This window comes from Streptomyces sp. V3I8, assembly GCF_030817535.1.
In the GTDB taxonomy this organism is placed as follows: domain Bacteria; phylum Actinomycetota; class Actinomycetes; order Streptomycetales; family Streptomycetaceae; genus Streptomyces.
In genome coordinates this window covers 401,065-414,761 of record NZ_JAUSZL010000002.1, presented here as the reverse complement: position 1 = coordinate 414,761, position 13,697 = coordinate 401,065, and the positions used below count along the sequence as shown (strand labels likewise).

Sequence of the window (13,697 nt, the reverse complement as noted above, 5' to 3'; positions counted from 1 at the left end):
TTCGGAATCAACCATCTGACTCTGTCCACGACCGATCTCGACCGGCTGGTCACGTACTGCACGGAGCTGCTCGGAGCGGTGCTCGCGTTCGAGCGCGCCGCAACCCTTTCCGACCCTCGGATCGCAGGCGTCGATGTCGGCGGTGACGACCACCTGATGATCGTCGAAACCGCTCCACCCCACCACCGATCTCGACCCCCTCAGCGGGGCGGGATGGGGACTGCGCGTGGGAACGTACGCGCGGCTGTGTGAGGTTCGCGAGCAGATCCTGGGCGCCGGGTGGCCGGTCGGACAGGTCGAGACACTGCCCACGCAGTGGACGATGACAGCTCGCGATTCCGATGGACACCCTGTGGACGGCGGACCTGCCTGTCGTCCTGGTCGGACGGCCGCGGGCGAGGACGCCACCGTTCGGCACGGTGGCGTCCTCACCTGCGCGAAGCCCGAAAGCTGGAAAGCTGGCACCAGCCCGAAGTCACCACGCTCACGGACGCCACCCGCTACGGCACTGCGGACAGGCGGACAGGCGGACAGGCAGGCAGGCGGACAGGCAGGCAGGCGGGCAGGCAGCCAGGCAGGCGGGACGGTGGGCCTTGCGGACGAGCTGTCCTGCCTCCCCGAGGGTCGCCCTGCTGGACCGGGTCTCCGGAGGACGCTGGAACCTTCCCGGCACCGGGCCACCATGGCGGTGGCGGGCAGCTCCTGTCCTCCGAGGGCTGCCTTCGCGCCCCGCACCTGTTCAGCACCCAGCACCCCGAACCACCGGAAGTAGGGCCTCATGGTCACCGTCGCAACGCGAGACGGCAGCCTGCTCGGCGCGGTCAACGGCGACATCGCCGTGTTCAAGGGCATCCCGTACGCCGCTCCGCCCGTCGGGCCGAACCGTTTCCGGCCGCCCCGGCCCGTCGAGCCCTGGGACGGCGTGCGGGACGCCCTCGCCTACGGGCCCACCGTGCCGAAGGGCCCGTACCCCTCTCCTTTCGACGAAATAATCCCTGATGTGGACATCGCCGGCGAGGACTGCCTCAACCTCAACGTCTGGACGCCGGAGCGGTCCGGACGGCTGCCGGTGATGGTGTGGGTGCACGGCGGCTCGTTCACCAACGGTTCGGGCGCGGTGCCGCTCTACGACGGCAGCCGGTTCGCCCGCGACGGGATCGTCTGTGTGACCGTCAACTACCGCCTGGGAGTGGACGGTTTTCTCCATCTCGGCGATGGGGACACCGCCAACCTCGGCCTGCTCGACCAGCTCGCCGCACTGCGCTGGGTGCAGGAGAACATCGCGGCGTTCGGCGGTGACCCCGACAACGTCACCGTGTTCGGGGAGTCCGCCGGCGCCATGAGTATCGGTGCCCTACTGGCCGCGCCCCGCGCAGCCGGACTCTTTCGCCGTGCCGTCCTGCAGAGTGGCGCCGCGCACCACACTTTCAGCCCGGCCACCGCCCGCAGGATCGGCCATCACATGGCGGGGCTGCTCCGTATCCCCCCTACCCGTGAGGCCTTCGCGGCCGTTCCGCCCGACCGGTTGCTTCCGGCCGCGGAGGAACTGCGCCTCGCGGTCGCGGCGAATCCCGACCCCGCCCTGTGGGGTGGGGCCGCGGTCAACTCGATGCCCTTCGAACCCGTCGTCGACGGCGACCTGCTGCCGCTCCCGCCGATCGAGGCGATCGCTGCCGGCGCCGGAAGCGACGTCGATGTCCTGGTCGGCACCAACAGCGACGAGTTCCGGCTCTTCCTCGTTCCGACCCATATGCTCGATGTCCTGGGTGACCCTCATCTGCGGGGCGCGGCGGCGGGCTACGGCCTCTATCCCGACGAGGCCGTAGCCGCCTACCTCCTGGACGACCCGGACGCCTCGCCCGGCGAACTACTGTCCGCGCTGACCACCGACTGGTTCTTCCGCATCCCGGCGATCCGCCTCGCCGAGGCACGGGCCGGGCAGCGCGGCGCCACGTACCTGTACGAGTTCGGCTGGCGGCCGACCACCTTCGACGGCCGGGCCGGTGCCTGCCACACGGCCGAAATCCCCTTCGTCTTCGACAACTTGGATGATCCGGCCCTGCTTCCCCTGCTCGGCACCGACCTCCCGCAGGGGCTCGCCGACACCATGCACGGTGCCTGGGTCTCCTTCGCGACCGACGGCAAGCCGGGCTGGGCCGAGTACGACCCCAGGGACCGCGCCACCATGCATTTCGACACCGCTTCGGAGACCCGCCTGGATCCCCGTGCGGTGCGCAGGTCCCTGTGGGAGGGCCACCGGTAACCACCACCCGGGTGAGCCTGTGCGCTCCGTCGAAGCGAGAATGGCGGCAAACGGTGAAATTCCCTGCCGTCGACGCCGGGCACAAGCTTGCGAGGAGTCTCTGGTGGACCATGCCGAACTGGGACGCTTCCTGCGGACCCGACGTGAGGCACTGCTGCCTTCGGATGTCGGGCTGACTCCCGGCGATCGCCGTCGTACGCCAGGACTGCGGCGTGCCGAGGTGGCGCTGCTCGCGGATGTCTCCGTGGACTACTACGAACGGCTGGAACAGAGCCGGGGGGCGAACCCCTCGGAAGTGATGCTCGCCGGCCTCGCGAGGGCACTACGGCTCACGTCCGACGAACGGGACTACCTGTACCGGCTGGCGGGACACGCGCCGCCGGCCGGACCCGTGGCGGGACCCTGTGTCGAGCCCGGTCTGAGATTCCTGCTCGACTCGCTCACCACCGTGCCCGCGCACATCGTGGACGACCTCGCCGGCCTGGTCGCGCAGAACGAGCTGAGCACCGCGCTGTTCGGGCCCTGGACACAGCGACCTGGCCGGCAGGCCAACGCGGTCTGGCGGTGGTTCACCGAACCGGATACGCGGATGCGTGACTTCGGTGAGACCGACGAGGCGACCGGACGGGCGTACGTCGCCGGCCTGCGAGCGGCGGCGGCCGCCCGCGGCCACGACGTTGTCGTCAGGGGGCTCATCACCGACCTGTCGGCCCGCAGTGCGGAGTTCGCGGCGTACTGGGAGAAGATGGAGGTCGAGCCCAACAGGTCGACGACCAAAACCCTCCACCACCCGCAGGCCGGTGCTCTCGACGTGCACTGCGAGGTCGTCGTCAGCGCGACGAACAGTCACCGCCTGATCGTCCTGCGGCCGGAGCCCGGATCGGGAACCGCGGAACGTTTCGAGGCCCTGCGGGTACAAGCCGTGCGGTAGACGTCCTGGGACAGGTCCCGGTCAAGCCACCGAGCGGGAAGAAGGACGTCAAGCCACCGAGCGGGAAGAAGGACGTCAAGCCACCGAGTGGAATGAAGGCCGATCTCCGGACCTCTCGTGCAGGTGAGGACATCGCCCACTCCGTGGAGGCAGTGCGACGGCAGGCCAGGTACGGCCTCGCCGGCCTCTCGTACGCGACTTTGCGCAGTTGCGGCGGGTTGGCGGTGCGCAGGGTGGCGAAGAGGGTGCCCTTGGTGAAGTCGGTGGTGGCACCGAGAGGATCACCTCACCGCCGAGCACGAAAATCTATGCTGGCAAGAGTAGACATTGGGTAGTGGCTGTGGGTATGGTTTCTCTTGTAGCCGAGATCGAGAAGGGCCCGGCAGAGACGAACTGCCGGGCAGTTTTACGCAGTTGCAGTACGCAGGATCCAGCAGCGCGACAGGAGAGCAGTACCTCGGTAAAGGCGCCGGCTGCGGGCGCGCGTACCGGGAGGTTCGGCAGTGGGGTTCCAAGCCGGAGCAGACGCATGACGGGCGACGGGGCCGGCTGCCGAAGGTGTGGCGCTTTTCCGGGCCACCAGCAGTACGCGGTAGAGCAGTACCGGTTCGGCAAGTGATTCATACAGAGGGAAAGAACAGAGGGAAAGAACGGAGGAGTGAAGCACCATCGGGATCGCCCGGACGGAACACGGAAGTCCGGGTACCGCAGGACATCGACAGTGAGGTGGTCTCCGGTCACGCATCCGCGATCCCCGCACCTGCCCACATCCCCCCTGGTCCAGTGCGGAAAAAGCAGGCCGGCGCAGCACCGAGGCCGGCAGATGGTGTAGCAGTTCCTTCGGGGCCCTGGTGCCGCACGGCGCCGGGGCCCCTCAAGCGTGTTCCCCGAACAGTGCAGAGAGGTGCAAGTGACAGCAGACGACGCGTACACGCGTCTCGATGACGACGACTATCCCGCCTACACGATGGGCCGGGCCGCCGAGATGCTCGGCACCACGCAGGGCTTTCTGCGTGCCATCGGTGAAGCCCGCCTGATCACCCCGCTGCGCTCCGCCGGCGGACACCGCCGCTACTCCCGCTACCAGCTGCGCATCGCCGCCCGCGCCCGCGAACTCGTCGACCACGGCACCCCCGTCGAGGCCGCCTGCCGCATCATCATCCTCGAGGACCAGCTCGAAGAAGCCCAGCGCATCAACGCCGCCTACCGCCGCGCCACCGAATCGGCGAACCAGACAGCCGCTGCCTGAAACGGTTGTCCATGGCGTGAGGGGGCAACGCTGTCGGCCCGCTCGGCGACCGGCCGGCGCAGGCGCTGCGGGAGCGCAGCGTCGTGTCCGGCCTGTCGTGCGGGCCCAGGCCGCGGACTGCGCGCTGCGCCGTGCGTCACGTGGTCCCGGCCCGGAGACGGGCGCGGGCTTCAATGATTCGGGCAGTTCTGCGTGCCTGGCCTGTCCACCGGACGACGCGGTTCTCAGGCTCCGTGCGCGCCGGTGTCGCCGTGCCATTCGCAGAACAGGACGGTGGCGTCGTCCTCCAGTCGTCCCTGGTGGTAGTCCAGGACGGCGTGCATGAGGCGGCGCAGGGTTTCGTCGACGGGCAGGTTGTCGGCGTGGTGGCGGATGATGAAGTCGGTGAAGCGCTCCACACCGAATTCACGGCCGTCCCTGTCGCGGGCTTCGGTGATGCCGTCGGTGAACAGCAGGAGCCGGTCGCCGGGTTCCAGCTGTTCGGTGCACTGTCTGATGGGCAGGTTGAACCCGCTGCCCATCGGTCCGGCCGGCGGGCAGCGCAGCGTGTTCGCCCAGCGGCCACCGCGGATCAGCACCGGCGGCAGATGGCCGCGGTTGACCCAGCTGAACATACCGGTGTCCAGTTCCAGGTCGGCGAGGATACCGGTGGCATAGCGGCTGTGCCCGAACTGCTCGACGAGGGTGTCCTCGATGGCTCTGCTGGCCTCGGGGATGGTGGCGCCGGCGCGGCGGTTGCTGCGGCAGGCGGCCATCGCCAGGGCCGCGGTCAGGCCGGCGGAGGTGTCGTGGCCCATGGCATCGAAAACCGCCAGATGCAGGATGTCATCGGCCACCGCGTACTCGAAGGCGTCCCCGGCCACCTGGTAGGCCGGTTCCATGAAGGCGCTGACGGTGGCCCGCCGGTCGGCGAAGGTCCGCGGCGGCATCATGCTCCACTGCAGTTCCGCCGGCACGCCCATCTGCCGGGTGCGGGTGAGCCGGGCGTGGGAGTCGCTGTTGGCCCGCTTGGAGACCAGCAGCAGCCCGGCCATCGAGGCCAGCGCCCGCATCGCCTCCTCGTCGGGCCTGTCCCCGTCACCGGAGCCGGGCTCGACGTGCAGGACTCCCAGGCGTTCAGCGCCGTCCAGCACCGGCACCCAGCACGCCCCGCCGCGGGCCGGCGCGGTGACCTCCGTGAGCTGGTAGGCGCGGCCCGGCAGCGTGCCCTCGATCCGGTACTCCTCGCCGCCCTTGCCGGCGTCCAGACCGACACCGGTCACCTCGCGCAGCACCTCTTCCTGAAGATCCGCCACGAACAGCCGGGCGCCGCCCGTACCGGCCTTCTTCGCCGCGGTGTCGAGCAGGCGGGGCAACTGCTCGAAGGGCGCTGTGTGGCTGGCGTCCAACAGCCCGGTCAGCGCCCGCGCCAGATCCTGCGCCGTCATATCCGCCGCCGCAGCCCAAGGCCGCTGTCCAACTCGTCCGTCATGACCTATCCCTTGCAAGGGCAAGCCCTCAAGGGGCCCGCGAATCAATTCGTGTGCCACCGGGGACCACAGGACTCAGCCCGAAGGAACGACACCAGCGCGACCGGCGCATCCGGTCCCTGGGCGGGACCGTCAGGACGATCTCCACAAGTTTCTCACCGCGGTGCATCCCCAACAAGCGACCCCGCCCCGAAGGAGACCGGCACGGGTGACTCCGTGAGCTGCGCCGGGCGGTTACAGCAGCCGGCGCAGTATCAGGCGTGGGGCGTGACGGGTGAGCCAGGCACTGGCGAAGCCGATGGCGGCGCCGACGGCGACGTCGCTGGGGTAGTGGGCGCCGGACTGTACGCGCTCGACGGCCACCACGGTCGCCGGTACCGCACACAGCGCACCGGCCAACGGCCACGACGGGACGACCGCAGCGGTGAAGGCGACAGCGGCGGCGGTGTGTCCGGAAGGGAAGGACGAGGAGTCCGGCCGGTCCTCCACCTCGTCGTGCGGGATCCACTCCTTGGGCGGTCGCCGCCGCTCGACGAGCTGCTTGCACACGCCGTTGGAGATCAGCTGAGCCGCCGCCAAGGACGCCAGGCCCGCCACAGCCGCCGTTCGGCCGCGACGACCGCCCGTGCAGGCCATCACCACAGCCGCCGCGCACCACAGCTTGGAGCTCTCCGCCATCTCCTCCACGATCGACAGTGTCCGGTGAAGACCGGGCGGCGCACCGGCAGCGATCCGCTTGGTCACATTCCGGTCCGCTCGACGCACTCCTGACAGCAACTCCATGACCTGCCTTTATCCCCCGGAACACCGATGTATGCCCTATCCGTCCGCGGGTCCGTGCGCTCACGCTCCGTCCATGCGGCGCGGCGCCGGCCCTTCTTCGTCCTGCTTCGTGGCGTCGGGCGTGGAAGCGGATTCCGTCCGGCAGGGGCGAGCCGTGCGCCGAGAAGTCGCAGTCGTGGGTCAGGCGGCGTCCTGTGCGGTGAGGGCCTGGTCCAGGGTGGGGTAGATGGGGATGAGGTCGTCGAGGCCGACGATGTGCAGGACAGTGTGTACGGGTGCGGGGACGCGGGTCAGGTAGAGCCGGCCGCCTTGGGCGTGAGCCGCCTGGTGTGCGGCGATGAGCACGTTGATGCCGCTGGAGTCCATGAAGGTGACGTGGCGCAGGTCGATGACCGTATTCGGCGCAGGGCCGTCGTGGGCGGTGAGCGCATGGCGGAAGGTGTCGGCCGTGGTGTGGTCGATCTCTCCGGCCAGTGCGAGGACACGCACACCCTCGGGTGCCGTGTCCTGGGTGATGGTCAGGCGGGCCTGGGTCACGTAGGGCTCCTGCCTGCGTGGGGGGTTCCGCTGCCGAGAACCGTTGTCTTCAGGCAAGCTTATGGTGCGGCACGGTGTCAACCGCGCTCAGGAGCGCGGATGAATACCCGGTGCGCCGGACGGGTGCCAGAGGCTGCCGGGTGATGCCCGGCACCTGGCCCGGAGCTTTCCGGCCGAGGCGCAGGCCGAGCACGGTCCGGAGCTCACGACGGGGAGGCCGCCGACCGCACGGGCCCGTAGGCGGCAAGCAGTGAGCATGTAAAGCCCGATCCGGGGGATATGGATGAGATGTCCTCACCAGTGTCTGTGCTCGTTCCTCCGGTGCGGCAGGTTCTTCGCGGGGCGGGTTTTCACCTGGTCGCGGAGACGGATGTGGACACCTCGGGTCTGCGGGTGAGCGAGGTGTCCGAAGGCGTGCTGATCAGGTGGGTTGCGTCGGAAGGGTTCCGGGTGCTGTCGGCTGACGGGCCCGATCGTGCACCGCACGGCGGTATACGGGCAGTGGTGCGGGCCGCGGTGGCGGGCGTTTTGATGCAGCGCAAACATGCCGTCACGGAGGCGGAGGACGGCGTCCTCGTACTGCCACCGGAGGTGGCACCTTCCCCGCAGTCCTGAGAGGGCCTGGCAGATGCCGAGCAGGGGACAGAGGCCGGCGCTGTCGCGGTAGGTGACGCCTGTCGGGCCCAGACAGAGGCGAACGGGGCGGGCTGGGCTGTGCCGCGAGGAGTGCGACCGTCTCGCGAGGGCGAAGGCGAGGGCCGGCGGAGGTGGAGGCGTCCAGCTCCACCGTGGCCCGGGCCCTCCGATGCCGTCAGCGAACATCTGCAGCGACTCCCGCACTCCGGGGCAGTACCGACGCTCCACGCCACCAGAAGCCATGCCGCCCAGGGTCACGACCGCAAGACGCCACGACCGAAGATGCCGGACAGGCACTGATCAGCGCAGGTCGAGTACGGCCTTCCCGATGAGGCCGTTCTCGACGGCCTCGTGTGCGAGCGCGACGTCGTCGAGGCTGAAGGAGCGCACGGGCAGTGGCGTGAGAGCGTCCTCGCGCAGGGCTGAGGTGATCTCTTCGGCGGCACGCAGCAGCGCGTCCCGCGGTTCGGTGAGGAACAGCGCGAACCGCAGCACCAGGTTGGCCCACATGAGCCGGAAGACCGGCAGGGTCGGGTCCTCGGGCTGTGCTGCGTAGGTCACGATGGTTGCTCCCGGGCCGGTGACGGCCAGGTCCAGTTCGAGGTTGTGGGTCAGCGAGACCTCGATGATCCGGTCGACGGGCCCGGCCCCGTCGAGGATCTGCCGGGCGGCGTCGGCGTCGCGGTAGTTCACGACGAGGTCCGCACCCGCGGCCTTGGCCGACGCGGCCTTTTCCGGACCACTGACCGTCGTCACGATCCGTGCGCCCGCAATCCGGCCGAGTTCGATCGCATAGTGCCCGACGGCGCCCGCACCGGCCGCGACGAGTACGGTGCGGTCGCGGGGCGAACCGTCGGCGTGCAGGCACCAGTGCGCGGTCATCGCCGGGATGCCGAGGCAGGCGCCGAGCTCGTCGGAGACCCCGTCCGGCAGCGCAACGGCCTGCTCGGACGGCACTACGGTCCACTCCGCCGCGGTCCCCCACGGATGGCCTGCGCCGGCCATCCAGATCCACACGCGTTCACCGATCCGGCTCGGATCGACACCCTCGCCGACCGCGTCGACCGTGCCGGTGCCGTCCTGGTGCGGAATGCGGCCGGTGTGTTCGCCGACGCGCTGAAAGTCCTGCGGGGTGGAGTTCAGCCGCATGAACATGTCGCCCGGGTTGATCGCGGAGAGTACGATACGAACGCGAACCTGGCCGGGGCCGGGCTCGGGGCGTTCGACGTCGAGCACCCGCAGCACGCTCCTGGCGGGACCGGGGGTGTCGTAGAAAGCTGCCCTCATCATTGATTCATCTCTTCTCCGGATGTGGCGCGGTCCACGGCACCGGCCGGGGAACGCGCACGTCACCACGGTGGGGTCCTTCACCACGTCGTGTGTGATTCGTCGGCGGCGAGACTGCCGCCTTTCGAACGGTCGGCTGAGACGGCGAACGTGCCGCGGACCATCGGCAGGTCCCACCGCGTTCGTCCCGCTCGGTGACATGGGCGCGGACGAATTCCGTCCGGAGCCCTCCCGGCCCGTGACTCTCGCTCTACAGGCCGGCGGCGACGCTTCGCATGACCGATTCCAGATCGCGTTCACCCGCAGGGGTCTGCGCACCCTGCTCCAGGGCCCCTGTCATGAGTCGTGCCGGCAGAGCCCCGCCCACAAGTTCGGCCCATGCGTCGTTCTCCGCTCGCAGCCCGTCGGTCAGGTCCGCCGGAGGGACCAATCGCTTGGCGGCGGCGATGAGTTCCGGGGAAAGCGCGGCGATCTTTTCCGCCATCCCGTCGACGAACGCGTCCAGCTCGACCGCGGGTACCGCACGGTTGATCCACCCGTAGGCGGCTGCGGTGTCTGCATCCACCAGATCACCGGTGAGCAGCAGCTCCAGCGCCCGGTTGCGCCCGGCCCGCTCGCGCAGGTACTGCGTTCCTCCGCCGCCCGGCACGATGCCCATCAGCACCTCGCTCTGCCCGATACCCGCGGTCTCCCGCGCGGCGAAGGCCATGTCGGCCGCCGCGACGAACTCGGCGCCGCCGGCCCGCGCCTTGCCCGCCAGCTTGACGATCGTCACCTGCGGCTGGTGGCGCAGCAGCTCGCCCACCCCCTGGAAGAGATTGGCGTCCGGGTTGCGGTCCGCGATCTCCTGCAGCTCGTCCATCTCGTTGAGGATGTGGATGTCGACGTGGGCGATGAAGAACTCGGGATCGGCGCTGGAGAACACAATGACGCGGACCGAGCGGTCGTCCCGCAGTATCCCGAGGACGTCGTGCAGTTCACGGATCAGGGTTCCGCCGAGCACGTTGACCGGGGGGTTGTCCAGGGTGATCCACGCGACTCCGGCATCGATGGCGACGCGGAGCGTCTTGTACGGATCCAGGTTCATGACTGTTCCAAGGTTTGCGGTGAGCCAGTAGGTTTGCAACGCATACCTACCCTGGGCTCTGCGCCGAGGACGGTCAATAACGCACTTTCCGACAACCAAGGATCATGATGGATACCAGCTCCACGTCCCTGCCGCCCCGCAGCATGCCGCGGTTCAGTGCCGAGTGCCCGAGCCGCCCCATCCTCGACCAGATCGCCGACAAGTGGTCCATGATGGTCCTGGCGGTCCTGGAGCAACCGACGCGGTTCAACGAGATCAAGCGACAGCTGGAGGGCGTCACGCAGCGGGTACTGACCCAGACGCTGCGCAGGCTCGAGCGCAACGGCCTGATCCGGCGCCGGGTACTCGAGACCTCCCCCCTCGGCGTGGAGTACTCCCTCACACACCTCGGCGAGTCCTTCCGGGAACCCTTCACCCGTCTGTACGACTGGACGGTCGAGCACAGCAACGAGGTCCTGGCGGCGCAGCACGAATACGAAGCGCGGTCGTCGGGACAGTAAATAGCCGCCCGGTCAGCCTCTCGACGGTGTCGGACACCAGGCAGCGACGGCGGGTGATCGACAGGGCACCGATCTCGTCGTCACGGATGCGGATGCGGATGCCGGTGGGGTACTGGTCGCTGTCGAGTTCGGCAAGGACGATGAGGCCGGTGCGGCCGGTGTCCGCGCCCACGCCGGCGGGAATCTCCGCGGCAAGCCCCGACCGGTCGGCCCCTGCCCGCCATCGGCCCGCGCCGACACTCTGCCTGAATGCGACCGGATTCACCTCAAGGCGGTCTTGGCCAACTGCCCTGAACCGACCGTGCTCGCCGAGTACGTGCGTTGCTTCGCCTACATGCTCACCGTGCTGACTCTCGCTTCGCTGCGCTGGAGTTCCTCACGAGACGTCCGTCAGTCGTCTCCCTTGCTCGACGAGCGAACTGCTCTCGGACGGTGCCGGTTGCACGACCGCCTGGGCGAGCGAGAACGACGAGTGAAGTACGGCCTGCGTCACCACCGCGACCGAGCCGACCAGGACCGGCCCGCGCTGCCGGCCGGCAGCCAGGCCGCACCGCCAGCCGTCAAGGCCCCCGCGGCCATGGCCCACCAGGGCACCGCGGACCCCGACATCATGATGTGCCCCAGGGAGGCGAGCAGCACGCAGACGGCCGCGAAGACAGCGGCCCTGAGCGCGCGAGAACACCCCCCCAGCAGTCATGGCGGCATCATCCTCGCAGTCCGGAGTCACGCGTCGCGAGGGGGTACGGAATTGCTCCCGGTACCCAACTCGAGCCACGTGTTGTGATCCATGCCACACAGGTGGTCCGGGTGCGCGGTGGTCGCCGTCGTGGTACGCCACCCCTTTTCGGCAGCGGCGCGTTGTCAGTGGTGGGTGGCAGCATCGGACGCATGACGAACACCATGGGATTCGACTGGCGGCCCTTCCTGCTCAGTTGGAGCGGGGAGTGGGCCGATTCCCTGTCGGACGGCGACACGCGGGACCAGGACGACGAGGCCGCGCGGCAGGCGCGGTGGCTGGGGTTCTCCCCCGCGTCCGAGGAGCGGATCGTGGCCATGGAAAAGCATCTGGGCCGGCAAGTGCCCCCTTCGTACCGGGAGTTCCTCAAGGTCAGCGACGGGTGGCGGCGCGCGGGCGGGTTCGTGAGGCTGCTGGCGGGGACCGCGGACGCGCGCTGGCACAACAACGAGTCGGGACTCGCCGACATGTTCGAGGAGTACCTGGACGAGGACGCCGGTCCCGAGGAGCAGCGGGAGGTCGATATCTGGCGGCGCGGCCTGCAGCTCGACGTCGAGTCCGACATGACCTACGTGCTCATGGATCCCGAGGACGTGGACGAGAACGGCGAGTGGGCCGTGTACACGTGGGCGAGCTGGCTGGCGGCGTCACCCGAGCGGCACGCCAACTTCATCGAGTTCATGCGGGACAGGCACCGGGAGTTCCACAGTCTGGAGGCTCGCCGGAACGACGGGGAGCCGGTGTTCACCAACGACACGACACGGAAGCTGGACGCCCAGCTGGAGGAGGCCCGGCTGGAGGCGCTGAGCGGCGGCTGGGAGCGGGCCATGAAGGCACTGGACGAGGCCAAGGAGTACGGCAGGCCGAGGGCCACCGGGCTGGGCGACCAGATACGCCGTCTGCTGGGACAGACCTCCTCGGTGTACTTCGAGGGACTGGTGACGGACCCGCAGTACGCTCCCGAGCTGCTGCCCTCCCTGGTCGCCAAGCACGCCGCGCACTCGTACAGGGACGACTCCACGCTGATGTTCCACCTGCGGGGCGCCGACGACGAGCTGGTGTCGCGGGCTTACGCGACGCTGGATCAGGTGCGGAACGGCACGTACCGGTACACGGTGGCCGGACCGTTCGGGGATGCGGTCGAGCGGGCTCGGGAACTGGCGCGGTGGGGAGACACCGACGGGGCATGGCGGACGCTGAGGGACGCTCTGCCCCTGTGGGAACCGCTGGGACCGGACCATCTGGCGCCGCTGGGGTGGGTGGCCGACCCCGTGCTCGGGCAGCTGCTGACCCATGAGCGGGGCCGCGAGCTCCTGTCCACGCCGAGGGGCGAGCAGGACGGCGAGGCGATGACACCGACGGCCCGGCTCGACCCGGGCGGCCTGGCGTGGCTCGCGGAGCCGGACCCGGGCAACAACCGCACGTCCTACCGGTTCGCCCTGGTGGAAGGTACGGAGCCGGAAGAGTTGCCCGGACGGCTCGCGGACCAGGCGGGGGACGAGCAGGGGGACGGGGACGGACATGGGGGCGGGGATGGGCAGGGGCGCGGGGATGGAGGCGGCACCGTGCTGAACGAACCCATGACGCTCTGGGAGGCGCGCTCCGAGCTGGTGCACAGCCGCAGGAGGTCCTCGTCCTATGACGACAGGGCTCTCGTGGCGGTCGGCCGGGCTGGCGCCGGCTGGAGCTTCGCCTTCGACGGTGATCCCGCCCCGTTCAACCGGACCCGCTTCGTCTCCCCCGCCGCGGCCGCCAGCGTGGGCACCCGCGCGGTGGTTGTGTGGAGCGGCCTGAAGGCACCGCACGGGGAGCCGTCCTTCCACCTTTCGGTTGCGCGGGACGGTGTCGAGCAGTACGCCTTCACCTACGCGGACGGCGAGGTCACATCGAGCGGCGAGATACCGGAGGCGCTCGACCCGAGCCGCTTCTTCGGTGAGGCACAGGGCAGCGCAGAGGCGGAACGGTCGCTGTTGGAGGCGGTGACCGGGGAGTTCGGCGTCCATCTCCCCCGTCACGCACTCGTGCATGGGCGGCTGCACACCTTCACCACCCGCTCCTGGACACGGCCGCCGAGGGACGGTGAGACCTACATGGTGATCAGCATCAGCTGAGAAGCCGCGCCTCCGGCAGGTGGCGCCCGGCAGTTGACGGATGCCGCCCGGTGATGACGCCCGGCGGATGGCCTACCACGCCTACCGTTTCGGCTCGAAGGGCGCCGT

The 13,697-nt window shown here is 69.5% G+C and carries 11 protein-coding genes; 6 read left to right on the top strand and 5 right to left on the bottom strand.

Features of this window, described 5'->3' with window-relative positions:
- The first annotated feature begins 6 nt into the window (after window positions 1–6).
- The 4 genes from QFZ75_RS02020 (at window position 7) to QFZ75_RS02005 (ending at window position 4,443) form a co-directional block, all read left to right on the top strand.
- Window positions 7–252 (top strand): VOC family protein, encoded by a 246-nt coding sequence (locus QFZ75_RS02020; protein WP_307544179.1) that lies wholly within the window; start codon window positions 7–9, stop codon window positions 250–252.
- A gap of 526 nt (window positions 253–778) precedes the next feature.
- A complete protein-coding gene (locus QFZ75_RS02015; RefSeq protein ID WP_307533503.1) occupies window positions 779–2,263 on the top strand; it encodes a carboxylesterase/lipase family protein in 1,485 nt (494 codons plus the stop codon).
- Window positions 2,264–2,366: 103 nt separating this feature from the next.
- A complete protein-coding gene (locus QFZ75_RS02010) occupies window positions 2,367–3,194 on the top strand; it encodes a helix-turn-helix transcriptional regulator (protein ID WP_307533502.1) in 828 nt (275 codons plus the stop codon).
- 910 nt (window positions 3,195–4,104) lie between these two features.
- On the top strand, window positions 4,105–4,443 hold the full coding sequence (locus QFZ75_RS02005; RefSeq protein WP_307533501.1) for a MerR family transcriptional regulator: 339 nt from the start codon (window positions 4,105–4,107) through the stop codon (window positions 4,441–4,443).
- A gap of 224 nt (window positions 4,444–4,667) precedes the next feature.
- Here the strand turns inward: QFZ75_RS02005 and QFZ75_RS02000 are convergent, their stop codons facing one another.
- From QFZ75_RS02000 to QFZ75_RS01980, 5 genes are all read right to left on the bottom strand, one after another.
- Window positions 4,668–5,870 carry a PP2C family protein-serine/threonine phosphatase gene (locus QFZ75_RS02000; protein ID WP_307533500.1) on the bottom strand — a complete coding sequence of 401 codons (1,203 nt, stop codon included), beginning with the start codon at window positions 5,868–5,870 and terminating at the stop codon, window positions 4,668–4,670.
- 276 nt (window positions 5,871–6,146) lie between these two features.
- Window positions 6,147–6,590, bottom strand: a complete 444-nt coding sequence (locus tag QFZ75_RS01995; protein WP_307544178.1) for a phosphatase PAP2 family protein — start codon at window positions 6,588–6,590, stop codon at window positions 6,147–6,149.
- A 285-nt stretch (window positions 6,591–6,875) separates the two neighbouring features.
- Window positions 6,876–7,232: an STAS domain-containing protein gene (locus QFZ75_RS01990; protein ID WP_307533499.1), complete on the bottom strand. Its 357-nt coding sequence runs from the start codon at window positions 7,230–7,232 to the stop codon at window positions 6,876–6,878.
- Window positions 7,233–8,168: 936 nt separating this feature from the next.
- Window positions 8,169–9,158, bottom strand: coding sequence for an NADPH:quinone reductase (locus QFZ75_RS01985; protein ID WP_307533498.1), 990 nt, complete (start codon window positions 9,156–9,158; stop codon window positions 8,169–8,171).
- A 247-nt stretch (window positions 9,159–9,405) separates the two neighbouring features.
- Window positions 9,406–10,281 carry an enoyl-CoA hydratase/isomerase family protein gene (locus QFZ75_RS01980; protein ID WP_307533497.1) on the bottom strand — a complete coding sequence of 292 codons (876 nt, stop codon included), beginning with the start codon at window positions 10,279–10,281 and terminating at the stop codon, window positions 9,406–9,408.
- A 68-nt stretch (window positions 10,282–10,349) separates the two neighbouring features.
- On the opposite strand from QFZ75_RS01980, the gene QFZ75_RS01975 reads away from it, so the two are divergent.
- Together QFZ75_RS01975 and QFZ75_RS01970 are read left to right on the top strand one after the other, a co-directional pair.
- Window positions 10,350–10,742, top strand: coding sequence for a helix-turn-helix domain-containing protein (locus tag QFZ75_RS01975; RefSeq protein WP_307544177.1), 393 nt, complete (start codon window positions 10,350–10,352; stop codon window positions 10,740–10,742).
- A gap of 888 nt (window positions 10,743–11,630) precedes the next feature.
- Window positions 11,631–13,589: an SMI1/KNR4 family protein gene (locus QFZ75_RS01970; RefSeq protein WP_307533496.1), complete on the top strand. Its 1,959-nt coding sequence runs from the start codon at window positions 11,631–11,633 to the stop codon at window positions 13,587–13,589.
- Window positions 13,590–13,697 lie beyond the last annotated feature (108 nt).